18 protein-coding genes and 2 pseudogenes are annotated in these 22,739 nt (G+C 42.2%); 8 read left to right on the forward strand and 12 right to left on the reverse strand.

From position 1 onward, the window contains the following. Positions 1–17 precede the first annotated feature (17 nt). A complete protein-coding gene (locus CP943_RS10710; protein WP_020451637.1) occupies positions 18–1,202 on the reverse strand; it encodes a nitrate/nitrite transporter in 1,185 nt (394 codons plus the stop codon). Positions 1,203–1,422: 220 nt separating this feature from the next. On the opposite strand from CP943_RS10710, the gene CP943_RS10715 reads away from it, so the two are divergent. The 3 genes from CP943_RS10715 (at position 1,423) to CP943_RS10725 (ending at position 4,884) form a co-directional block, all read left to right on the forward strand. After that, positions 1,423–1,662, forward strand: a complete 240-nt coding sequence (locus tag CP943_RS10715) for a DUF2164 domain-containing protein (protein ID WP_020451638.1) — start codon at positions 1,423–1,425, stop codon at positions 1,660–1,662. Between the two features lie 43 nt (positions 1,663–1,705). Then, the gene (locus tag CP943_RS10720; RefSeq protein WP_023857565.1) at positions 1,706–2,374 is read left to right on the forward strand and encodes a Crp/Fnr family transcriptional regulator; all 669 of its coding nucleotides are present in this window, start codon (positions 1,706–1,708) and stop codon (positions 2,372–2,374) included. Between the two features lie 155 nt (positions 2,375–2,529). Next, positions 2,530–4,884 (forward strand): nitric-oxide reductase large subunit, encoded by a 2,355-nt coding sequence (locus CP943_RS10725; RefSeq protein WP_020451640.1) that lies wholly within the window; start codon positions 2,530–2,532, stop codon positions 4,882–4,884. Between the two features lie 44 nt (positions 4,885–4,928). Here CP943_RS10725 and ric read toward each other — a convergent pair whose 3' ends face one another. Continuing rightward, positions 4,929–5,642: an iron-sulfur cluster repair di-iron protein gene (gene ric, locus CP943_RS10730; protein ID WP_105980985.1), complete on the reverse strand. Its 714-nt coding sequence runs from the start codon at positions 5,640–5,642 to the stop codon at positions 4,929–4,931. Between the two features lie 165 nt (positions 5,643–5,807). On the opposite strand from ric, the gene CP943_RS10735 reads away from it, so the two are divergent. The 4 genes from CP943_RS10735 to CP943_RS10750 all read left to right on the forward strand — a co-directional run bounded on the left by CP943_RS10735 (position 5,808) and on the right by CP943_RS10750 (position 9,041). Further along, positions 5,808–6,179, forward strand: coding sequence for a DUF1360 domain-containing protein (locus tag CP943_RS10735; protein WP_105980986.1), 372 nt, complete (start codon positions 5,808–5,810; stop codon positions 6,177–6,179). 425 nt (positions 6,180–6,604) lie between these two features. Continuing rightward, positions 6,605–8,152: a cellulase family glycosylhydrolase gene (locus CP943_RS10740; RefSeq protein ID WP_041817446.1), complete on the forward strand. Its 1,548-nt coding sequence runs from the start codon at positions 6,605–6,607 to the stop codon at positions 8,150–8,152. Positions 8,153–8,250: 98 nt separating this feature from the next. Beyond that, positions 8,251–8,508 carry a YnfE family protein gene (locus tag CP943_RS10745; RefSeq protein WP_023857562.1) on the forward strand — a complete coding sequence of 86 codons (258 nt, stop codon included), beginning with the start codon at positions 8,251–8,253 and terminating at the stop codon, positions 8,506–8,508. 26 nt (positions 8,509–8,534) lie between these two features. Next, positions 8,535–9,041 carry a GNAT family N-acetyltransferase gene (locus tag CP943_RS10750; RefSeq protein WP_101560930.1) on the forward strand — a complete coding sequence of 169 codons (507 nt, stop codon included), beginning with the start codon at positions 8,535–8,537 and terminating at the stop codon, positions 9,039–9,041. A gap of 601 nt (positions 9,042–9,642) precedes the next feature. Here the strand turns inward: CP943_RS10750 and CP943_RS10760 are convergent. The 9 genes and pseudogenes from CP943_RS10760 to CP943_RS10805 all read right to left on the reverse strand — a co-directional run bounded on the left by CP943_RS10760 (position 9,643) and on the right by CP943_RS10805 (position 20,988). Further along, entirely contained in the window at positions 9,643–10,779 is a 1,137-nt protein-coding gene (locus CP943_RS10760; RefSeq protein WP_105980987.1) for an alpha/beta hydrolase, read from the reverse strand. A 358-nt stretch (positions 10,780–11,137) separates the two neighbouring features. Beyond that, positions 11,138–11,695, reverse strand: coding sequence for a TetR/AcrR family transcriptional regulator (locus CP943_RS10770; protein ID WP_026579640.1), 558 nt, complete (start codon positions 11,693–11,695; stop codon positions 11,138–11,140). 21 nt (positions 11,696–11,716) lie between these two features. Beyond that, on the reverse strand, positions 11,717–12,895 hold the full coding sequence (locus tag CP943_RS10775) for an MFS transporter (protein WP_035338663.1): 1,179 nt from the start codon (positions 12,893–12,895) through the stop codon (positions 11,717–11,719). Between the two features lie 268 nt (positions 12,896–13,163). Continuing rightward, positions 13,164–14,570, reverse strand: coding sequence for a right-handed parallel beta-helix repeat-containing protein (locus CP943_RS10780; RefSeq protein WP_105980988.1), 1,407 nt, complete (start codon positions 14,568–14,570; stop codon positions 13,164–13,166). A gap of 137 nt (positions 14,571–14,707) precedes the next feature. Next, positions 14,708–16,024, reverse strand: coding sequence for a branched-chain amino acid transport system II carrier protein (brnQ, locus tag CP943_RS10785; RefSeq protein ID WP_095290657.1), 1,317 nt, complete (start codon positions 16,022–16,024; stop codon positions 14,708–14,710). Between the two features lie 530 nt (positions 16,025–16,554). Then, positions 16,555–16,656 (reverse strand): annotated as a pseudogene (locus tag CP943_RS10790) (NADP-dependent alcohol dehydrogenase); the annotation flags it as partial. 499 nt (positions 16,657–17,155) lie between these two features. Next, positions 17,156–18,256 carry an MBL fold metallo-hydrolase gene (locus CP943_RS10795; protein WP_105981363.1) on the reverse strand — a complete coding sequence of 367 codons (1,101 nt, stop codon included), beginning with the start codon at positions 18,254–18,256 and terminating at the stop codon, positions 17,156–17,158. A gap of 210 nt (positions 18,257–18,466) precedes the next feature. Continuing rightward, on the reverse strand, positions 18,467–19,729 hold the full coding sequence (locus tag CP943_RS10800) for an ATP-grasp domain-containing protein (RefSeq protein ID WP_105980989.1): 1,263 nt from the start codon (positions 19,727–19,729) through the stop codon (positions 18,467–18,469). A gap of 14 nt (positions 19,730–19,743) precedes the next feature. Further along, a complete protein-coding gene (locus CP943_RS10805; RefSeq protein WP_023857547.1) occupies positions 19,744–20,988 on the reverse strand; it encodes an MFS transporter in 1,245 nt (414 codons plus the stop codon). 361 nt (positions 20,989–21,349) lie between these two features. Between CP943_RS10805 and CP943_RS23000 the strand changes: the two are divergent. Then, positions 21,350–21,565: pseudogene (locus tag CP943_RS23000) on the forward strand (Tn3 family transposase); the annotation flags it as partial. Positions 21,566–21,666: 101 nt separating this feature from the next. On the opposite strand, the gene CP943_RS10810 reads toward CP943_RS23000, so the two are convergent. Continuing rightward, positions 21,667–22,728, reverse strand: coding sequence for an enoyl-CoA hydratase/isomerase family protein (locus tag CP943_RS10810; protein WP_105980990.1), 1,062 nt, complete (start codon positions 22,726–22,728; stop codon positions 21,667–21,669). Between the last annotated feature and the right edge of the window lie 11 nt (positions 22,729–22,739).

Consider the following 22,739-nt stretch of genomic DNA (forward strand, 5'->3'; position numbering starts at 1 on the left):
CCTTTTGCAGGAAAGGTTTATAAATGGTTCGTCTTCGTTTTGGTCGATGTTTTGCTCACTTCCTGAAAATACATCCAGACCACGATCACAAAGCTGGCAAGGGCTGCTTCTGACAGCGCCATGAATCCGATCGCATAATGGCCGGTTGCCTGAAAAACGCTTGACAGGATGAGTGGCGGGAAGAATCCTCCCAAGCCGCCCATCGCTGATACAATCCCATTGACGATGCCGGCCTGATTTGAAAAATAAAGCGGCACAAGCTTAAAGATGATCCCGTTTCCAAGACCGGCGCACACGGCAACGGTTAATACCCCAAATCCGTAAAGTCCGAGGCTGGGTGAAAAGGCCAATAAAATCCCTGACAAGGTACAGCCGGCAAATACATACATCAACAGCTTCAGCGGGTTGAATTTGTCCGCGAGCCAGCCGCCGACAGGCCTCAGAAAAGTTGCGACAGCGATAAATCCGGCGGTTCTAAGCCCTGAATCAACGGGATCAAGCCCGAAGTGATTAACAAGAAAGTTCGGAAGATAAATCGTAAACGCGACGAAAGATCCGAATGTAATGAAGTAAAACAAGCTTAAAAACCATAATGTCTGATTTCGGTAGACTGCCTTCATTTGCTCTGTTACAGAAACCGTCACTTTTGTTTCTTTTCGATCTCCAAGGATAAAGTTCAATAAAGCGAATACGGCGACTAACACGATGTACATCCGCACCGTATTTTCCCACCCGGCTGTCTTTGCTACGACAGGAGCGGCAAACGTGGTAATCGCTGTACCGACGTTCCCGGCGCCGTAGATCCCATTGACAAACCCGTGTTTTTCTTTAGGGTAGTATTTCGGCAATGATGTGACCCCGATGGAAAAGACCGCTCCGCCGATGCCGAGGAAGAATCCGCCAAGGATCAAGTCGAACAGCGAATCGGCTGTGCTGATCCAAAAAATCGGGAACAGAAGCAGCACAAAGCTGATCATGAACGTGATTCTCGCACCGAATCTGTTTGTGTAGTATCCCAGCGGAATCCTCAGAAGCGAGCCGAGTATGACCGGAATGGCCGTGACAAGGGATATCTCACTGTCTGTCAGGGCGATGTCCTGCTTAATGTGGGGCATTAAAGAGGAAATCAACACCCAAACCATAAATCCTGCGACTAAACTAAATGACTGCAGCGGTAATTGTATTTTTTGACGATTTACCATTGCGTTTTTGCTCCTTTCAAAGGGAAAAATGAATAAATCAATCAGCATGTTTATCTTACAAAAAGTCTTTTAAAAACATTGTGAATTACGTCACACGGTCATTCGTTTGATTCGTGTTTAATATCGGTAAGTGAGGGATAGTAAACGGATGTAAAAAATAAATGGTTCATTTGCGGACTTTTTCGTTTATCATGAAAATAAAAAAAGGAGTGCCGCTTTTATGTTTATAAAGCTTACGCAAGAAGAAAAGCAAGCGATCATCGAGGAAATCAAACGCTTTTATGTTGAAGAAAGGGGAGAAGAGGTTGGAGACATCGCGGCGATTCAAATGTTTGAATTCGTAAAGGAAAAGCTGGGCCCTTACTTTTATAATCAGGCGCTGAAGGACAGCCGCAGAGTCGTGGAAGAGAAGGCAGCGGCGATTGAAGAAGAGCTCTTTGCGCTGGAGCGCCGTCTGTGACAACGCGCTCTCCTTTAGCAAAACCGAAGGGATTGAAAGACCAATGGAGTTTCTGAAGCAATTTATGATTTTCAGCGGGCTGAATGATGAAGAGTTCAAACAAATCGAGCAAATCGCGGTCAAGCGCACCTATCAGCCGAGAATGTTTGTTTTTATGGAAGGGGAAGAGAGGGAAGCGGTATTCTTCATTAAATCCGGTCTTGTTAAAGCCTTTAAAATCGATGAAGACGGCAATGAGCAAGTGATTTCGATTCTGCAAAGCGGGGACATGTTTCCCCATGTCGGCTTTTTTGACCGCTCCCCATACCCGGCAACAGCCGAAGCCGTTCAGGAAACCGAGTTGATCGTAATCCGCATCGCTGATTTTAATGAACTTTTGATGAAATATCCGGAAATGACAATAAAAGTGATGCAAATCATGGGGAAAAAGATTCTCGATTTGCAAGAGCGGATCCAGGGTTTTATTTCAAAAGATGTCCAGCACCGCTTGACGCATGTATTAATGAAGCTCGCTGCAGAACACGGCATTCCTCAAGAAAAAGGGGTCTACATCAGCCTGCCCATTACCAATCAGGATTTTGCGAACATGGTCGGAACGTCAAGGGAAACGATTAACCGCACATTAAATGAAATGAAAAAGAAAAATCTGCTGACAGCTGACAGGAGCGGAATTTTCATACATGATACAGACTGGCTGAACGGCTGCAATTGAAGGATAAGATGAAGGCTTTCCATTGAACAACAGATGGAAAGCCTGTTTTTATTTTGTTCACAAATCCGCCATTATTTAAGTGATCTGGTTCACAACCGGTGTGCTGCATATCCAGTATCTTAGGACATGCAAAATCAAAAAAGGAGTGAACCGCAATGGAAGTTCAAAGAAAGACGGTGCCCGTTAAAAAAGCATCGAAAAACGGTTTTTTGAAATCTGTTCTCGTCTTTACTTTAATCGTTAGTTTTTCGGTGCTGCTTTTGGGAGGCTATTGGATCTTCAAAGGACTTGCACCAAGACCAGTTGAAGTGTCCGGGCCAAACGGAGAGGTGCTCATGACCAAATCGTCCATTTCAGGCGGTCAGGCCGTATTTCAAAAATACGCGCTGATGGATTATGGCACGATTTTGGGGCACGGATCTTACATGGGGCCTGATTACACGGCCGAAGCCCTGAAAATCTATACGGAAGGGATGCAGGATTTTAAGGCGGAGGCACGATACGGCAAGCGCTTTAAACAACTTTCAGATGAAAAGCAGTCCACCATCCGGAATCAAGTCATCCGCGAAATGAGAAAAAACCGTTATAATCGCGCGTCAGATACATTGAAGCTGACAGATGCGCAGGTTTATGGATTGCAGCAAGTGCGTGATCATTACCGCAATGTCTTTACAAAAGGAGACGGCTGGGGGCTTGAGCCCGGTTTAATTAAAGAAAGCCACATGCCTAAACGCGACAGAGCGTGGGTTGACAGCGAAGACCAAATCACGCAGATCTCCGATTTTATCTTCTGGACGGCATGGCTTTCCAGTACATTAAGGCCTGGCGACGACATTACGTACACGAACAACTGGCCGTATGATGAAGATGCCGGAAACACGATGTCATTTGCCGCCGTTTGGTGGAGCGGCGCAAGCGTCACCATCCTTATTTTATTTGTCGGCATTATTTTATTCGTGTTTTACCGTTACAAGCTTGGAATGAAAGAGGCTTATCAGGAAGGGGCGTTTCCGGTATTTGATCTGGATAAACAGCCGCTTACGGCATCACAGGTTAAAACCGGAAAATATTTCGCCGTTGTGTCGCTGCTGTTTTTTGTTCAGGCCATGTTCGGAGCTTTGCTTGCCCACTATTATATTGAGCCGGACAGCTTTTTTGGGATCGATTGGATCAGGGATATGTTGCCATTCAGCATATCTAAGGGATTTCACCTCCAGCTGGCGATCTTCTGGATTGCGACTTCATGGCTCGGTATGGGCATTTATGCGGCGCCGCTTGTCGGAGGCCGCGAGCCGAAAAGGCAGGGGCTGCTTGTCGATATTCTGTTTTGGGCGCTGATCGTCCTTGTCGGCGGAAGCATGGCCGGCGAATGGCTCGGAGCGAAAGGCCTTTTAGGAAACAACTGGTTCTTATTCGGCCACCAAGGAATGGAATATATTGAACTCGGCCGCTTCTGGCAGGTCATTCTCGCACTCGGCATGCTGATATGGCTGTTTATCGTTTTCAGAGGCATTAAGAGCGGCCTCAAGCGGGAATCTGATAAAGGCGGTTTGATTCATCTGCTGTTTTATTCTTCGATCGCCATTCCGCTGTTTTACGGTGCAGCCTTTTTCTTTAATCCCGGCACAAATATTACAATGTCGGATTTTTGGCGGTGGTGGATTATCCATCTTTGGGTGGAAGGGATTTTTGAAGTCTTTGCTGTCGTGGTCATCGGCTTTTTGCTCGTGCAAATGAACCTGGTTACGAAAAAATCGACCGTCAGAACGCTTTATTTTCAACTGACGATCCTGCTGGGGAGCGGTGTCATAGGGATCGGACATCATTACTATTACAACGGTTCTTCCGAAGTTTGGATCGGCCTTGGTTCCGTCTTCTCATGCCTGGAAGTGATTCCTCTTACCCTGCTTGTATTGGAAGCTTATGAACAATACAAGATGATGAAAGACGGAGGCCATCATTTCCCGTATAAAGCAACGTTCTGGTTCTTGATTTCAACGGCGATCTGGAATCTGGTCGGTGCAGGGGTATTGGGCTTTTTGATCAATCTGCCTGCTGTCAGCTATTTTGAGCACGGCCAGTTCCTGACACCTGCCCACGGGCACGGGGCGATGATGGGCGTGTACGGCATGTTTGCCATTGCTGTCTGGCTGTATACGCTACGCAATATCGCCAAAAAAGAAGCGTGGAATGATAAATGGCTGAAAATAGCCTGCTGGTCGCTGAACATCGGCTTGTTCGGAATGGTGTTTATCAATTTGTTGCCGGTCGGTTTTCTTCAATTGAAAAAAGCGTTTGAAGACGGGTACTGGAGCTCAAGGGCGCCTGAGTTTTTACAGCAGGATACGGTGCAAACGCTGCTGACTTGGAGGGCTGTGCCGGATACGATCTTTTTAGCCGGAATCGTGATTTTGGTCATATTCAGCATCAGAGCATTATTCCATCTCCGCAAACCGACGCATCAGGAAGGAGAAGCGCTTCCAGTTAAAGACATTGCTTCAGATGAATAGATAAACAAAAAGACAGAGGAAGTGAAATCCTCTGTCTTTTTGTTTTATTGATTGGCTTCCGCTTCAAGCCGCGGGAATAAAATATTGTTTTCCAGGTGAATGTGCTGAAAAAGATCTGTTTCCAATTCATCAAGCTTTAAGTAAGTCAGTGTATATGTTGTGCATGCCCCTTCAGGAAGGGTATAGTCATTGGTCACTTTTCTCAGTTCCTTCAAGATGCTGCCTGCGGCTTCATGCTCTTGTTCAAGGACGTCGATCGCCTGAACCGCTTCTGCCAGGCTGTCCATTGATCGCGTCCCTTCATAGGCCGTCACTTTCGGGAAAATGAGTTCCTCTTCCTGAAAGAGATGGTGTTCCAGTTCAGTTTTCAGCTGATGGAACAATTGATGGACCTGGGCGAGTTCCGGATGATGGATGCCGTGAACCCGGTAGACTTTTGTGACAAAGCCTGATAGTTCAGGAAGCACCTCATACAGGTAAGCATGGTGCGTATGAATCACATGGTCGATCAGCTGTGAATACGGGGCTTCACTCCAGTTCGTCTCTTTTGCGTTCAATGCCTTTGTCTCTTGATATAATGTATTGATTTTTGCTAAGATCTCTTCTTCATTTAAATCCTGTTCTTTTATCGCTTCACCGATCGGGCGGTTGCCCCCGCAGCAAAAGTCGATGCGATATTCTTTCAGCAGCCTGCTGGCTCTTGGAAAACGCGTAACAATATCACCTGTTTTTGTGTTTTGATCAAATACTGCTTCCATTTGTAAAACCTCCTGAAGTGTTTTTTATGCTATGGGTTAAATGTAACGGGTTCACCGATGGAAAATCGTGATCTACATCACATTCGGGAAAAATGACAGAAAAAGCAATAAGTCAGAAGAAATCGGGAAATAGCTATAGATAACTTTTCATGTTGGAGGCCTGCAATGGAGCATTTATCCTGGCTTACATTTACGATGCTGATTCTCGCCAGTTACCGGCTAACTCATTTGATTGTTTTTGACAAGATCACGGAGTTTATCCGGAAACCGTTCATGAAGAAAAAGCAGACGGTTGATGAACAAGGGCATGTAGAAACGAAAAAAGTGCCGAAATCAAACTTCGGCTATTTGCTGAATTGCTATTGGTGCGCAGGGATATGGTGCGCTTTGATCGTCGCTGTCGGGTATCTGATTGTCCCAAAAACGATATTCCCGTTAATTTTAATTTTATCGGTCGCAGGTGGACAGGCGATTCTTGAAACGTTTGTCGGTGTCGCAACAAAACTTGTCAGCTTTTTCTCTGATTTAAAGAAATAAACCATTCCAAGCGGATGGTTTTATTTTTTTGACAATAAAGTGACACAAACAGCAGAGAGAACATGTCCGCTTTGTGAACTTTTTACAGCGATTTTTTCCCGGTTGCCGCATTTTAGGCAGAGGGAAGACATTATTTTGAAGAAGAATCAGGTTTTAAAATTTCGAATTGAGAGAAAAAGGAAGCACAAAGTCCCCGGTCATACTTTTTTAGCTTTTCATCATTAGCATTCAGACCTCCCATTTCATACGAAAAGAGGAAATAGATAGATTTTCAAAACGAAAAAAACGTGAAATATGGTTGATAGACAATCAATGAATAGTTTTTTTACAATCAGTAACGTGCTACAAGCCAAGAAAGGGGTGAAAATGTCTGCCAGAAAGTGTTTTTGGAAAATAACATCATTGGAGGAAAAAGAATGTCATACATGAAACGTTCCATTTCTGTCTTCATCGCCTGCTTCATGGTAGCAACACTCGGCATCAGCGGTATCATCGCACCTAAAGCGTCTGCCGCTTCTCAAACACCCGTTGCTGTAAACGGACAGCTCACCTTGAAAGGTACGCAGCTCGTCAATCAAAAAGGAAAAGCGGTTCAGCTGAAAGGAATCAGTTCACACGGGCTGCAGTGGTATGGCGATTATGTCAACAAAGACTCGTTAAAATGGCTGAGAGACGACTGGGGCATCAATGTCTTCCGCGCGGCTATGTATACGGGTGAAGGCGGCTATATTGACAATCCGTCGGTTAAAAACAAAGTGAAGGAAGCCGTCGAAGCGGCAAAAGAACTCGGAATCTATGTGATCATCGACTGGCACATACTGAGCGACGGCAATCCAAACCAAAACAAAGCGAAAGCAAAAGAGTTTTTCAACGAAATGTCAAGGCTTTACGGCAAGACGCCAAACGTCATTTTTGAAATTGCCAACGAGCCGAACGGCGATGTCAACTGGAACCGTGACATTAAACCTTACGCTGAAGACATTTTGTCCGTGATCCGCAAAAATTCTCCGAAAAATATTGTGATCGTTGGGACAGGCACTTGGAGCCAAGATGTCAACGATGCGGCGGACAATCAGCTGAAAGACGGCAATGTCATGTACGCGCTCCATTTTTATGCGGGTACGCACGGTCAGTCTTTGCGGGATAAAGCAGACTATGCACTCAGCAAAGGAGCGCCGATTTTCGTCACAGAATGGGGAACGAGCGATGCTTCCGGAAACGGCGGTGTCTACCTCGACCAATCCAGGGAGTGGCTGAAATATTTAGACAGCAAAAAAATCAGCTGGGTAAACTGGAGCTTGTGCGACAAACAAGAGTCGTCAGCTGCTTTAAACTCCGGCGCCTCTAAAAAGGGAGGATGGTCTCAATCCGACTTATCCTCATCAGGTAAATTCGTCAGGGAAAACATCCGCAGCGGATCAAACGGTTCGTCAGGAGACTCTGGATCGGATTCGAAAGGGTCAGATCAAAAAGACCAGAAAAAGGATCAGGATAAACCAGGTCAAGACAGCGGCGCTGCAGCCAACACGATAGCAGTACAATACAGAGCGGGGGACAACAATGTAAACGGCAACCAAATCCGCCCTCAGCTCAACATTAAAAACAACAGCAAAAAAACCGTGTCTTTAAATCGAATCACTGTCCGCTATTGGTATAAAACGAATCACAAAGGACAAAATTTTGACTGCGACTATGCCCAAATCGGCTGCAGCAAAATCACGCACAAATTCGTCCAATTAAAAAAAGCGGTAAACGGAGCAGACACGTATCTTGAAGTAGGATTTAAAAACGGTACATTAGCGCCGGGTGCAAGTACAGGCGAAATCCAGATCCGTCTTCACAATGACAACTGGAGCAATTATGCCCAAAGCGGCGACTATTCATTTTCTTCAGGTTCAAACACATTTAAAAATACGAAAAAAATCACGTTGTATGAGAATGGAAAACTGATTTGGGGCGCTGAACCTAAATAACGGCACTTTAACGGACACCGAATTTGGTGTCCGTTTTCGTATATATTATAATGGAAGGAATGAGGAATATTTTTGTAAACATGAAAGGAGATGGATGTATGAATGAAACATTGCAGCAATACATGATGCTTGTCAAGGAAAACTACGACACGATCAATGGACCTGATTACGCAGGCAAAGAGGAAGACATTGAAAAGCGAAAAAAACAAATCGAGCTTTACGCCAAAACGCTCCAGCAAGGTTTTTCAACAGATGACGACTATGATGAATTCGCAGATGCCGTGATTAAATGCGCATACGGAGATCTGACAATGGAAGAATTAGAAACGGTTTATCGGGAATTAACGTCTTCATAATCAATAAAATAAGGGGGAGAAGAACCATGAAAGATACGATCATGAAGACAGACCGGATGATTTTGCGAAAAATGAGGCGTGATGACGCCGAAAACCTGCTCGAAATCTTTTCTGACCCGACAGCCATGGAATATTATCCATCGACAAAGAATGAAAAACAGACATTGCACTGGATCGACTGGACGCTTGAAAACTATGAAAAACACGGAACCGGCCTGTGGGTTGCCGAACATAAACAAACAGGCGAATTTCTAGGTCAATGCGGTATCGTGCCACAGGAAGTCGAAGGATCGGACGAAATGGAAATCGGCTATTTGTTTAAACGGAGCGTCTGGAAAAACGGCTATGCAACCGAAGCGGCATCAGCATGCAAACAGTATGGATTTGAGTCATTTCACCTGAAAAAAATCGTATCTTTACCTGATGCGAAAAATCTGCCGTCCAGAAAAGTTGCCGAACGAATCGGCATGACTTTAGAAAAAACGATACATAAATGGGGAAAAGAAATTGCCGTATATTCAGTTTATCGATAAAATTTTTTATTCTGTCTCACTAACTTGAGTATACTTTGAGATTGAGACAGAATTTCTTTTCAATCCTTAACTTCCGAGAATATATATTATGTAAACTAGAAAGAAATGAAGGTCAGGATTATGCAATGTTCCTCCATCAGCTGTACGACACAAAACCCTTGGTTGCATTAGCCCTTGAACTACTTTCACTAAACAGTTCTTTGACATAAAATGCAGCCATAATTTCCATTCCTATAACCCATTCTTCGCAAACTCCTTTAACTTACATTGTAATTTTGGCTGGTTCTCTCAACTTTACTTTACTGATTTGAAATGTCCACAACATTATATGTAATAGTTCATTGACTTCAACATCAGCATTCACATGTAATGTATTAACTTCACTCCATACATTAAGCATGCAGTTTGCATATTCATTTAGTTTTAATTGGACGCGATTCTCCCAAATCAACACTCATCTCAGTATCTAGACAAAAGCTTGTATCACTTAAAAACAATGCCTGAAATATGAGAGAGCCGATAACCGCGTAATAGGGTTATCGGCTCTGTGTCTGTACGGCTAGCTCTTTGACATGCGTTTATCAGCAACCTCTCGGCTATGTCACTTGTTGCTGGTCTTCTTGATCAAGTCCACGCCATCGTATGCCAGACTTTCCACACTTGCAGCCTTCTGCAGTATGTAATGATCAAAAAAGTTCTTCGTATAGTTTGTAACAAGATTTCGCATCTCCATAGCATCCCGTTCGCCTCTGAGTTCCTCATTAACACTGGTAAACACGATGTCGCAGTAATCTAAATGCGCAACACGATCAACAGAGAAATAATAGGTTTCCATGCTGTTGTTAGCGCCAATGATCGCATTCATATTATAGTTAGGTTCAGAAAACAGTAGCAAAAAGGGTTTCTTCAGGTCGCTGTCGCGAAGGCCGAACGCACCGCTATCCAAGCCAATCCCGCAGGCGAACCGGTCGTCGTCCCGGCAAACAATCGCCGTCGTAGGCCCTCCATAAGAATGTCCGACTATGCCCATGCCGATGTCAAGCAACAATCTGCCCTTAAAGATGGAATTCAGTTCTCCAGAGTCCAGTTTGTAAAGATAATCGGCTACATACCTTACATCTTCTGCCTGTAATTCACTATACTCTGTTAACTTGGCAAGTATCGGCAGTGTAAGCACGTTACGGCACATCTCAATGGCAGTTTCATCGTCAGGCCGCATCTCCATCTTACCAGCCAACGCCAGCATCTCCGGATCTTCAGAAAACGCCATAATGGCATCCGAAAAATCCTTTGATACATTAAACAGGCGCCCATCTTTACGCTTATACATCGTGCTATTCTGATGGCCGATGCTTACCACAACATATCCCATGCTTGCCAAGTCTGTACAGATCACTGTACCCCATTCTGGAGAACCGCCCCCGCCGCAAACATAGAATAACACCGGATAGCGCTTTTCCTGCGCGGAGAGAGCAAGGTCGTCGTAACACTGGGTCTTGATATCTATAGAGTAAGCATCCTTCAACGCAGTGAGAAGTGGCTGCTCATCAAGCATTTCGTAGACCTCAGGAAACATGTACGTTGATGCAGTCTTGCCTTCGCTACTGTCGGACGGATAGTACACAAACGCCGTCAGTTCTCTTTTTGAGTGGTCTGATGCCGTGTAATCAAAATCCATCTGGGTTCGACCGACAGTATAGCCGCCAATTGGTTCTGGAAATGCGTCATAAGTTTTCATTTTCTTGTTCCCCCTTAATTAATAAAAGTCAGCAAAGTACTTGCTGAAGATTCAAAGAAAAGCCACAATTAGATATAGACACTTCTTAATGGAGGTAACTTAAAATTAATTTGTTATTATAAAAATGGGGGACGGTAATAGACTAAAGTTAGTGAAATAAGAGCTTCTACAAATGAAATCGAAATGATAATCTTATGATTCACAGGTGATTTTCTAGATATTAACTTTTGACCGATATAGTTTAGGAAATAAAACACAAGAAAGAAGCATACGATTCCAAAAATAACTCCAGACAAGCGGCCTCCCCCCTTTCTGCCTTTCAACCATGGATTCCAGCTCTAAATTAAATCAGATGCACCTACAATAGTCCGCGCCAAAAAATATCAAATGATATCTCTAAAGACCGTTCAAATGATTGTTTGTTTTCGTATACCAGTTGAATGTTAAGCCCGTCATAAAGCGTAATAAAGCCTATCGCACATTTCTCCGGCGGACAGTTCACATCCGATTCCTTAAAAACATTCGCTACCCGTTCTTTTAAAGTATGCAGATATAAAAGGTATTGGGCTGAAATAAAATCGCTTACTTCAGCAGGCGCCTTAAAGGACATTGCCTGCAAAAAAGCCACATTTGGCAATGCATGAAAACGGACTTGGGTTTCTTTTAAAAAGTCATATATTTGACTCTTTGCAGGCATATGTTTTCTTGAATCGAAGAATTCGTTGATAAATGAAATTTCCTCTTCCACAATCTCGGGGTATATTTCCATCAGCAGCTCTTTTTTTGACGAAAAATGATAAGCGAGAGATTGTTTTCTGATTCCCAATTCTTGTGCGATATGCGACATTTTGACTCCCTCATATCCCAATTCATTAAATTGGCGAACCGCTGTACGCTTTATATTCTCTCTGGTCAATATACCGTCCTCCCCTATTTTTCAGGCTGTTTTTCTCTTCATGCAGATATATAAAATATATAATAAAAGAAACAGAAGGTACATGAAAATGGCGGTAATATAGATCTCCCGATAGGAATAAACCGTCGCCACCAAACCTAATAATAAGGACCCTCCGCCAATCCCCATATCGAAAAAATTAAAGAACGTTCCCATTGCATCCTCATGTTCATGCTCTTCCACAAGATTGATACACCATGTTTGGATGGCGGGAAAAATTGAGCCGAATCCAAAACCGTAGCATATAGCCGCTGTAAAAAACATTGCATTTGTTTGCGCGAAATATAATATTGACAGCCCTGCTATTGAAAATAGCGAGGCGGGAATAAGGATGGCGGCAGCTCCGTATCGGTCAAATGTTCTGCCGGAAATAAGCCGTATAAAAAAACTGGCTCCTGCAATCAAAAAGAAAAACATCCCGACACTATGAAACCCCTTTTCGATTGCATAGAGCGAAAAGAAAGACATAATTCCAGATGCAGCAATACCAACGAATAAAATAAGTATTGACGGAAACAGTACACGTTTTTCCAATACTTTTAACTTTGCAGTTCCTTTTCCGCCAGTGCCAGTTGTTTCCGGCTGTCTGCGCACGAAAACAGCCATAAGTACCGCCAGCAAAAGAACGGACATCCCGCCTAAAAAAAGTCTTTGAAAATCATAAAGCTCCAGAGCCGCGATACCGATCATCGGTCCAACGGAAACTGCAATTGTCTCACCTACTCCAAAATATCCAATTCCTTCACCCCTGCGCTCTTTAGGAATAATTTCAGCTGCGATTGTTGCAAAATAGGTCGTCGCTAATCCAAACCCGGCGCCATGTATTAAGCGAATCAGTAATAAAGCGGTGACATCAGACGCCAGGTAATAGGCGCCTGTTGAGAAAGCGCTGATCACAAGTCCTAAAATGAGCAAATATTTTTTATTAAACCGTAAAGCCAGTGCCCCTGCAAAAGGACGAACAGCAATTGCAGAGATCATAAAAATACCTGTAACATACCCGACTTGTTTTGCCCCTCCCCCAATAGCCGTCACAAACAAAGGCAATGTCGGCAATAACATTTCAAATACCATAAACAAGAAAGCATTTGCAAACGTCACAAAAACAAATGACAATGACCATATTTTTGCAGTATTTATTTTTTCTACATTCAATTCCATTTGGCTACCTCTCACTCACTGATTTTATTTTCCTTCTTAAGCATTCACTTTAACTGACCATGGTCAGTTTGTAAATATAATTTAAGCTATTAATAAGCAGAATTTAAAAAATAAAACTTGATTAAACTGACTGTTGACAGATAGAAGTTGAGTCGCAAAGGGTATCTTCCAATAAATAAAAAAGCTACTCTCAAAGAGTAGCTTTTGTGGTGCGTGCAGGCATTAAACTTCCATACGCTTCATAAATTAAGCCTGTTTTCCTATGAAATTATTTAACGACCGGCCAAGCCGGTGAAGCCGGATCTAATGTAAAGTCATAAGACGTCTCGTCGCGATACATCGGATCGGCATAAATCGAGTCTTGATCTTGATTTGTCGCATGTTGATACGACGAAAACGAGTCGTATTCATTCTGTTTCCAAATCCACAGACCGTCTTTGCCGGCTTCCTTGTGGTACACGTTATGATTTACTTTATTTCCTTCATTTTTCGTAAAATCGTTTGCGATAAATATTCGCGAATCGCTTGCTGTGATGATGTTCTTTTCAATTTTGTTGCTTTTTGTGTCATACTGGAGCAAAAGCTGTCCGCCGTCCAGCCCCTTTGTATCATTGCGGTAAACAATATTGTGCGCAATAACAGAATGGCTGGTGCCTCCCCGCTTTTGGTCGTATCCGCCGATAGAAATGCCCGTGTACGCATTCTCATACACTTTGTTGTCGGTTATTTGAATATCATCAGCATATTTCCCTTTATGTTCAGACGTTGCTTCTATCCCGATATCGTTGCCGTAGACCGTGTTTTTCTTAATGTCAATGCTTTGTCCTCCGTCAACATAAATTCCGCCCGCAGAGTAATCATCCCCATAGGCGGGATTTCCGTAAGTGGAGTTATTGTAAACCGTGTTGTTTTCTACGATACCGTTGCGCACAAAATCGTTTTGAGCGGCCGTTCCTTCATAACCGATCAGATCAATTCCAATGTTGTTATTGTCGCGAACCACATTGCCTCTCACCGTGAAACCGTCAATGTTTCCGTTCAGCACAACCGCTTCACTCGCCCCGAGTGTCAGCTTTTCAACCGTATTGTCCTCGATCTTAATGTCTTTCATGCTGCCGGAGCCATAGACGGCAATCCCGTGGGCATTGCCGTCATCCGCTGTTGTTTTTATATCCCGGACGTGATTGTTTTTAATGGTAATATGACTGCTGGAGCCTGAAACATAAATTCCCATGGCGGTTGCTTCTTCCGATGAAACGGAAAGGTCTTGAATCGTAAGGCCGCTGATTGTGATGTACTGTTGATTGTGAATCTGAATGAGCGGTGTTTCATATTCAGCGTCCTGAATAGATTCTCCGCTGATGACGACTTTTTCATTCTCATAGTTTTGAAATGTGATAGGCTTTTCAGCCGACCCGCTCTCCTTCACATCAAGCGTTTCATGATACGTGCCTTCCCGAATCATAACAGTTGTGCCAGGGACAGCTTTTTTTGCTGCATGTCCCAGAGTTCGAAACGGCTTTTCTTTCGTTCCTTCATTTTGATCATTTCCATCGGGGGAAACATACAAGCTGTTAGCCGGTTCTGCTTCTTTTGCTCCGGTCTTATCGTAAGCAAAAGCGATGATAACAGAAACTAAAATACATGCTGATAAAATAAAATACCATTTTCTCATACTCAGCTCTCTTTTCTTTTCAAAATGGATAAACTAACACCATTATAGAATATCCATTTATGGAAAACCATCGCAAACATTTGAAAGAAAAAGGCAACCCTGTGATCAAAGGGTTGCCTCCATGTTTATGAGTTTATTCAGCACTTCCGCAGTCTATGAATAATATAGCCGCCTATTCCTCCTAGAATCGCCGGAAGCACCCATCCTAATCCGATGTCATACATCGGGAGAAACTGATTGAAAAATTGATTAATAGCTGCAATTTTGAGTCCGGCAGCATTCAGACCGTCAAACAAGCTGATGATAAAGGTCATTATCAGACTGCCTTGATACACTTCCCTCTTCCCTTTAAATAAGGGATGTAAAAATGTTAAGAATATTAAAGAAATCGCAATGGGATACAAAGTTGTTAAAACCGGCATTGAAACGTTAATCAGCTGTGTTAATCCTATATTTGCTACAAGGGTGCTGAACATTGATAAGATGACAGCAATTTTTTTGTAGGAGATGTTTGGAAACAAGCCGTGGAAAAACGAAGAGCATGCTGTGATGAGTCCCACACTTGTTGTCAGACATGCCACTGTGATCATTAAGCCCAAAAAAACGGAACCATATGGTCCGAAATAATAGGATGAAACCTTCGCTAAAACCTCGGCTCCATTTTCTAATAGACCCAGTTTTTCAACGCTGGAAGCCCCCATGTATGAAAGCGCTGAATAGATCAGAGCCAGGAGCGCTGCTGCAATCGCCGTCGATTTTGCACAAACGATCATGAGCTGTTTTTTGGAGACCGCTCCCTTCTCTTTCATGGCGTTCACAATGATGATTCCAAATACAAAAGCGACAAGGGCATCAAGTGTAAAGTAACCTTCTTTGAACCCTTTAAAAAACACGTGTGATGCATATCCTGCAGACGGAGCTTGAAAGCTTCCGATTGGATGAATAATTGCCGTAACGACGAGCAATCCGATAAATGTTAATTTAATAGGAGTTAAAAATTTTCCGATAACATCAATAATTTTAGTTGGATTCAGAGACAGCAAGCAGGCCACCGTGAAAAATAATACGGTAAATATGATTAAGGCGACAGGGCTTGCATCATGAGATAAAAAAGGTTTAACCCCTATTTCAAACGATACATTACCGGATCTGGGAATCGCGAAAAAAGGGCCGATTGCTAAATAGAGAACCGTCGTAAATACAATTCCGAACAATGGATGCACACGACTGGCCAGAGACTGCAAATCATTTTTTCCTGAAAAAACGAATGCGGTAATGGCGAGTAATGGCAATCCGACTCCGGTCACTAAGAATCCTGCATTGGCTGTCCATACATTCTCTCCGGCCATCTGACCAAGCATAGGCGGGAAAATGAGATTTCCTGCACCGAAAAATAATGCAAACAGCATTAGTCCTATGATTAGGATAAATGAAAAAGGAATTTTTTTTGCCATCATGAGTCCTCCGATTCGGGTTAAGCTATTAGTGTGTTTGTAGTAGTCAGTAGTGTAGCACGATAAAAATTTCATAAATGAATGTCCTGAATTATCAGTAAATATTAAATAAAAGTACTATCCTACTATAGTAGCTGTTGCTTGTATTGTCAAAGGTTTAGTTTGTATATGCTTTTACTTTGAAATGGATTTACAAGTTTGTTACAACATGTAAAAATAATAACGGAAAGGAAATTCACATGTGGGAGGTTGTGAAATGCCATTAGGGCCTGCAATCATTTCGGTATTAATAGTATTCGGCATCGTATATGTCATCATGAGAGCTGTGAGGAAATCTAATTGATGGCAGAACGTCTCAGCTCTGACTCTCTTGTCGCAAACTGCACTTTTTCAGAGATCCAAGCCCGCCAATTTCCAAGCGAGACATATAGAATGAAGCTGTATGTCCATCCGCTCCGCTTAAATTGCCGGATCAGGCGAAAAAAGGCCAGTCAAATAAAATGACTGGCCTATCTGGTATTACATAGGATTTACAAAGTGGAGATATCAATCACGAATCGATAACGCACATCGCTGCGAAGTACGCGCTCATACGCTTCATCTACTTGTTCCGCTCCGATGACTTCAATCTGATGAGTTTTCCACTCAATACTTCAAAGAAAATCCTGTTGACGTAGAACACTTGTTAAATTTTTGGTGATACAATAGATATTGACAACTACATACAAAGTAGTATTGATGACGGAAGCTTCAGTGAGCATGATTTAGGAAATGGTATAAAACTTATCCTTACTATTCTCCAACCTATTTTATTACTTCAGTGAGCGAAACTCCAATTGATGAAAACAAGTTTCAGGTCAAGGCCAGGACAAACAGCTATGGGGTATGTAAGTGTTATAACAGCAATCCTTTTAGTGAGCGCATTATATGGCATCGCAACAGGGGCAATTGCCTATTGGATATTTAATATAATCAAGTTTCTTTCAAAAAAATTCAGTCATGATTAAAGGAATGCAGACTAAAAAGTTTGCAGCCAAATAAAATAGAGAAAAAGCCGTCTCCGGTCTGCGCGGGAAACGGCTTTTTTTAGAGTTGCAAAGGATATGACTTGTATACGGATAAACGGCCTGTTTACATATCCCACCAAAAGGACTCGGGAAGCGAGTATTGGCCGTTTAACAGGATTGTTTCACCAATCGCGGGAGCAATCATGTTGGCGCCTTTTTTCTCAGCTTCTTTCAAAGCACGTTCAATCGGCTCTTTCCAGCCATGATAGGCGAGGGTGAACGCGCCCCAGTGAATCAACATCATGTTCTTTCCTTTTACATCTTTGTGGGCTTGTACAGATTGTTCGGGTGTCATATGAATCCCGGACCAGCGTCTGTCATATTGACCGCCCTCCATTAAGGTGATATCAAAAGGGCCGTATTTTTTGCCGATTTCCTTAAAATGTTCATCATATCCTCCGTCGCCGCTCGTATAAAAACGCGTATGTTTTCCGAGGATAACCCAGCCGCCCCACAGGGTCGTGTTTCGATTCAACAACCCTCTACCCGAAAAGTGTTTGGACGGTTTCAAGGCTATCGTCAAACCTTGAAACTCCGTTTCATCCCACCAATTGAGCTCTGTGATTTTTTCTTTCTCAACTCCCCACCGTATCAAGTGTGCGCTGACTCCGTGGGGAACGAAGAAATGACCGGCCTTTTCCTTCAGCTTTAAGATGGATGGATAATCTAAGTGATCATAATGATCATGTGTGATCAAGACGGCGTCAATCGGCGGCATATCATCGACCATATGCAGGATGTCTTCGCTGTAGCGTCTGCTTCCGATAAATGATACGGGTGAAGCGATTGAACCCAGCATAGGATCTACGAGTATTTTTTTGCGGTCGATGCTCAGTAAAAAAGCGGAATGTCCAAACCATGTTAAGCTGTCTTCGTTATCTTTAACTGTGCTCCAATCGATCTTAGAAACAGGGATTTGACCGGAAGGGTTGCGTTCCTTGCCGCCGGAAACAGCGTCTCTCATCATCGAGAAAACGCCGGAGATTCCGCCCATATCCATCTTTTCCGGAGTCTGATTGACAAATTTGCCATCTGCATAATTGTCAAAGTTTTGATACAGCTTTTTTTGTTCTGTGCTTGGATTTCCCCCAAACACAGGGTGTAACTTGATGAATAACAAAACAGCCGCGCAAAATACGATGATAAAAATGAATAAAAACATCATGATTTTTTTCATTGTTCCTTCCTTTTTAGGATGATCTCTTGCTGCTTCTTATTCTACCGATTATACTTGCATCATCGCCAGTGTAACGCTGTACTGTTTGAGATAATACCATCGTAGCTGAATACCGTGCATAACCAAACAGCGAATAAAAATTTAAAGAACCCTTCGAATTTGAAGAGTTCTTTTTTGAGGCACCTTGACATAGACAAGTCATGTGCCACATTTCTTTTTAAATGAAGGTTTCCATTCTGACAAGTCCTGATAAACAAATGTTATATTGTCACATATTTCATAAGCAACTTCATACATATGTTCTATATCCTTAGCTGTAAATAATATACTTCCTTTGCGCCCTGTACTGTCAACAATAGGTGATATGGTGTCACCCTCTTTTACAAATAGATCAATTAATACGACCTCGGAAATGTTAGCTAGCTCATTGTATTTGATTTCTTTTATGCAACCTGGTTTTGGAATCAAGCTTAAAGACATAGCTTGACATTTTGAAGGTACACATCTAAATTCATCTATAGTCTTGGTAGCTAACGCATCATAATAGTATCCAAATTGAGATATGCCGGTTGTTAGTTCCACCATTTTCCATATGTTTCCGCCACCTATCCTAACTTGAGACTCTATGATTATTGGCTTTTTTTGTTTGTCTAACTTTACCTCTGTATGAGTAATGCCGTCTTCCAGTTGCATGTCCTCCAAAAATAGCATTACTTTCTCCATTAATTTTTTTTGGGATTCATCTATAGGTGCCGGCATAATAGTATAGTTTATTATAAACGTATCTTCTTTAAATATTTCAGCTGATATAGCTAGTATAGAGTGTTTTTTGTTATAAGAAACGGTTTCGACCGTATAAACTACGTCACCTTCAACGTACTCTTCCACTAAAACAGGTAGTTGAATACCATTATCTTTAATAAATACCTCTACGTTATCTCCCGTGTCTAGCTTAGACACTCCTATACCACCTGCACCAATCGGAGGCTTTATTATAATGCTGCCTTTTTTGTTCAAAAATTCATCAATGTCTTTTATGTTATTGCAAACTGTCGAATCTATCGAAAAGTCTTTGCCTGCTAGAATTTCACGCATCATGTCCTTATTGCGGGTTATCATATTAGCATTGTAAGAAGGTCCTTTAACATTAAAAATCTTTGCAATTATGCAAGCCGTATCTAAGGCTGCTTCGTTGAAAGATACTACCACCTCAAATGGTTTCTCTTTGTACAATTCTTCAGCATAGTATACAGACAAGGGTATATTTGTTGTGTCTATTTCTTTTTTATAGAAACACTTTTCTAAAATAGTTCCATCAAAGTATATGTGTTTAGTGTAAGACCCTATATACGAAACAGTATACCCCCTATCTAAAGCATCTTGTATAGGTTTTGTCCATCCCCCTATAAATAAAATGTGTGGTGTATTTTCTATGTCGATTCCTTTTGATATCTTATACATCATAATCATCTCCTCTATAATGAACTCGTATATTCAATTTCGGTTCCTTTTGATACGCCTCGCCTTAACAACATCATTAAACACAATGTTGTTCCGAAGCCCCCTATAAATAACGTAGTTTGAAGCCCGAATATAGAAACTAAAAATGCACTAGCAAAACTTCCTAATGCCCAAGCTCCCCAATTAAGCGTACGCTGTACAGCATTTACTCTGCCTAGCATGTGACTTGGTGAAGCAAGTTGTCGTATGGTTGCAGAGTAAGGGCCAAATACACCTTCTCCCATGCCATGTATGATACTTGCAGCTACTATACCGTAAACGGTTCCCAAATATCCCATTATCGGTATAAAGGCCAGACCGATAACTGATACAGTAGCGCTATAAATAAGCATTTTTGTATTATTAATTTGTTGACTTTTTTTCATGAGTAATGTATTGCCTATTAAAAATCCCACCGCTGCTGAACCTACAACAAAGCCTATTTCAAGTTCAGATAGACCCATTACCTTATAAAGGAATATTACTAAAATACTATTTAGTATGTATTTAAAAAAACCGTAAACAGCGCCACAGCTTACAATTGGTTCTAATACAGGGTGTTTTTTAAAATATATCAAACCTTCATATATGTCTTTGTATACGGATTTTATATTTGCGTTTTTTAAAGAGCCCTCTGTATGCGGTTTAAACTTTGAAATAAATAATACAAACACAAAACAAACAAAATACGTTACTGCGTCAACAGTGAAAGAGCCTGTTAATCCAACTAGAGTAATAACGATTCCTGCTAGCATAGGACCAATTACTATAGAGAGAGACTCTGAAAGAGCTAGTAGTGCATTTCCTTTTTTTAAGTTGTCTTTATCTGTTAATATTTCAGGCAAGAAAGAGGGAATTGCAATGTTGTAAAACGTAGTAAATACTCCATTCAAAAACATGAGAAACACCAATAAAGGGAACGTTATTATATTTGTTACAGTCAGTATGAATACTGCTAAAAATAAAACGCCTTGACATATACTACAAATTAGCAAAATATTTTTTCTGTGAAGGATGTCTATCAAAGCACCAGCTACTAATCCGAAAATTAGGTAGGGTATGAATATAATCCCACGAAGCATGGCAGCATTTGCCTCACTTGTTTGTAGCACCTCTAATGCAAAAAGAGGCAAAGCTACTATTGTAAACTGGGTACCTAACAAACTTACAGACTGTCCTAGCCAAAGCTTGTAAAAATTAAAATGTATTTTATTTTTCATAATAACCCCCTATTAATTCATATTATTCGAAAACTTTATACGCCAGTTCCCTTATTCAGCATTGTTTTGGGCGTCTCAATTGTTATTAACCTCCATCCATAGTATATCTCCTATGATGACCCTCGTACGCGTTTGCGAATGTAAAAGCAAGATATCAAAATTGTAGTTTTTGTTTTGATGTTCAACTACAGGTGTAATTATATTGAAACAAATGACCTCAGTTTTTTAAAAAGCTGAGGTACTCTCCAATGATCCTAATGAATGTACAGCATCAATAATCAACGAATTTATAAAACCATATCATTGAACAGGAAACATTTATCGTTGAGATTAGTGTGGATTATGAGAATCACGTGAGGAATTGAAAAATACAATTCTAATTTTGGATTACATATCAAATGAATCCTTACGTCGTCGTATCAGTGAAAAAAGGTGAGACCATGAATGGCCTTGCGAGTGCCTTATTTTTGGGAAACGAGGGGAATTGGGATGGGAACATATTAATTTTCTTGGAGTATACACCTTTGATATGAAGAATATAGCAAGCTTAGGTTCACTCAGCCCTCTTAATCAATGAATTAAAGCCGATCGTACCTTAGCATATTGTTGGTGGCCCCCAGATAGAAACCGTGGGAGGTTTACAAAAAAAGAGCTGACGTTAATCGTCAGCTCCCGCTTTTAAAATCGGACAGATTCAGAGGGTTGGAAAAACCGGTCCACTGCTTCATCGGTTACATCTGAAACGTGCCGGTACTTGTAGTTCGGCGATTGATCACGGTCGATCAGGACGGACCGGACGCCTTCGAAGAAATCGTCGTGCTTCAAAAAGTTCTTTGCCAGCACCAGATCTGTTGCAAAGCATTCTTCCAATGTTTTTTGACGTCCGTCCGCCAGCTGTTTCAATGTGATTTTCAATGAAAATGGCGCTTTGGAAAGCATCGTTTTTTTCACATTCGAGCTAAAAGTGCTTCCTTCGCTTTCGAGCGATTGAAGGATCTCTTCGAGCTTATCATACTTAAAATGCCGGTCAATCGCTTGCTGATCACGGACGAGCGTGCTTTCTTGGGAGGGCTTCGTTTTCGATTCGCTGATCAGCTGATCGAGCTTTTCTTCAACGTTTGCAAGACGCCAATCTGTTTGTTCCACTGTTAGGATCAATCGTTCTAAAGCGCTGCTCTCCATATAGGCGTCTGCCCCATTGATATACAGCACGTCTGCCGCATGGATGACAGATGCCGTTAATCCAAGATATCTTCCTATGTGTCCCGGAGCTCTGTTTAAAAAATAGGCTGCCCCGACATCCGGAAAGAAACCGATATTCATTTCAGGCATCGCCCATTTTGTCCTCTCCGTGACAATCCGGTGGCTGGCCCCGTATGTCAGGCCGACGCCTCCCCCCATGACGATCCCATCCAAGCAGGCGATGATCGGTTTCGGAAATCGATGGACTGCCATATCGACTTCGTACTCTGTTTCAAAAAAGCGCTCGGCTTCTTGCAGGGCCTGTTTTGACGAACGTGCTTCATAGAGTGCCTTAATATCCCCTCCGGCACACAGTCCTTTTTGTCCTGCACCTTTGATGAATACAACAGAAACGTTTTGATCTGTCTCCCACTCGTTTAATTTTTCACCAATCAGACGGACCATGTCGTATGTGAGGGAGTTGAGCGCTTTCGGACGATTCAAAACAATCGCTGCGGCGCCGTTTTGATTAACGGAAAACAGCACATCATCGGACATCTGGATCCACT

The sequence above is a fragment of the Bacillus paralicheniformis genome (genome assembly GCF_002993925.1).
GTDB classification, from domain to species: domain Bacteria; phylum Bacillota; class Bacilli; order Bacillales; family Bacillaceae; genus Bacillus; species Bacillus paralicheniformis.

What these genes read in the sequence shown, in the direction of transcription:
- ric (WP_105980985.1), bottom strand. Translation starts at nt 5,642, where the DNA reads ATGGAAGCAGTATTTGATCAAAACACAAAAACAGGTGATATTGTTACG.
- CP943_RS10725 (WP_020451640.1), top strand. Translation starts at nt 2,530, where the DNA reads ATGGAAGTTCAAAGAAAGACGGTGCCCGTTAAAAAAGCATCGAAAAAC.
- CP943_RS10780 (WP_105980988.1), bottom strand. Translation starts at nt 14,570, where the DNA reads ATGAGAAAATGGTATTTTATTTTATCAGCATGTATTTTAGTTTCTGTT.
- CP943_RS10800 (WP_105980989.1), bottom strand. Translation starts at nt 19,729, where the DNA reads ATGTATAAGATATCAAAAGGAATCGACATAGAAAATACACCACACATT.
- CP943_RS10720 (WP_023857565.1), top strand. Translation starts at nt 1,706, where the DNA reads ATGGAGTTTCTGAAGCAATTTATGATTTTCAGCGGGCTGAATGATGAA.
- CP943_RS10760 (WP_105980987.1), bottom strand. Translation starts at nt 10,779, where the DNA reads ATGAAAACTTATGACGCATTTCCAGAACCAATTGGCGGCTATACTGTC.
- CP943_RS10805 (WP_023857547.1), bottom strand. Translation starts at nt 20,988, where the DNA reads ATGAAAAATAAAATACATTTTAATTTTTACAAGCTTTGGCTAGGACAG.
- brnQ (WP_095290657.1), bottom strand. Translation starts at nt 16,024, where the DNA reads ATGGCAAAAAAAATTCCTTTTTCATTTATCCTAATCATAGGACTAATG.
- CP943_RS10715 (WP_020451638.1), top strand. Translation starts at nt 1,423, where the DNA reads ATGTTTATAAAGCTTACGCAAGAAGAAAAGCAAGCGATCATCGAGGAA.
- CP943_RS10775 (WP_035338663.1), bottom strand. Translation starts at nt 12,895, where the DNA reads ATGGAATTGAATGTAGAAAAAATAAATACTGCAAAAATATGGTCATTG.
- CP943_RS10740 (WP_041817446.1), top strand. Translation starts at nt 6,605, where the DNA reads ATGAAACGTTCCATTTCTGTCTTCATCGCCTGCTTCATGGTAGCAACA.
- CP943_RS10750 (WP_101560930.1), top strand. Translation starts at nt 8,535, where the DNA reads ATGAAAGATACGATCATGAAGACAGACCGGATGATTTTGCGAAAAATG.
- CP943_RS10795 (WP_105981363.1), bottom strand. Translation starts at nt 18,256, where the DNA reads ATGATGTTTTTATTCATTTTTATCATCGTATTTTGCGCGGCTGTTTTG.
- CP943_RS10810 (WP_105980990.1), bottom strand. Translation starts at nt 22,728, where the DNA reads ATGTCCGATGATGTGCTGTTTTCCGTTAATCAAAACGGCGCCGCAGCG.
- CP943_RS10745 (WP_023857562.1), top strand. Translation starts at nt 8,251, where the DNA reads ATGAATGAAACATTGCAGCAATACATGATGCTTGTCAAGGAAAACTAC.
- CP943_RS10735 (WP_105980986.1), top strand. Translation starts at nt 5,808, where the DNA reads ATGGAGCATTTATCCTGGCTTACATTTACGATGCTGATTCTCGCCAGT.
- CP943_RS10710 (WP_020451637.1), bottom strand. Translation starts at nt 1,202, where the DNA reads ATGGTAAATCGTCAAAAAATACAATTACCGCTGCAGTCATTTAGTTTA.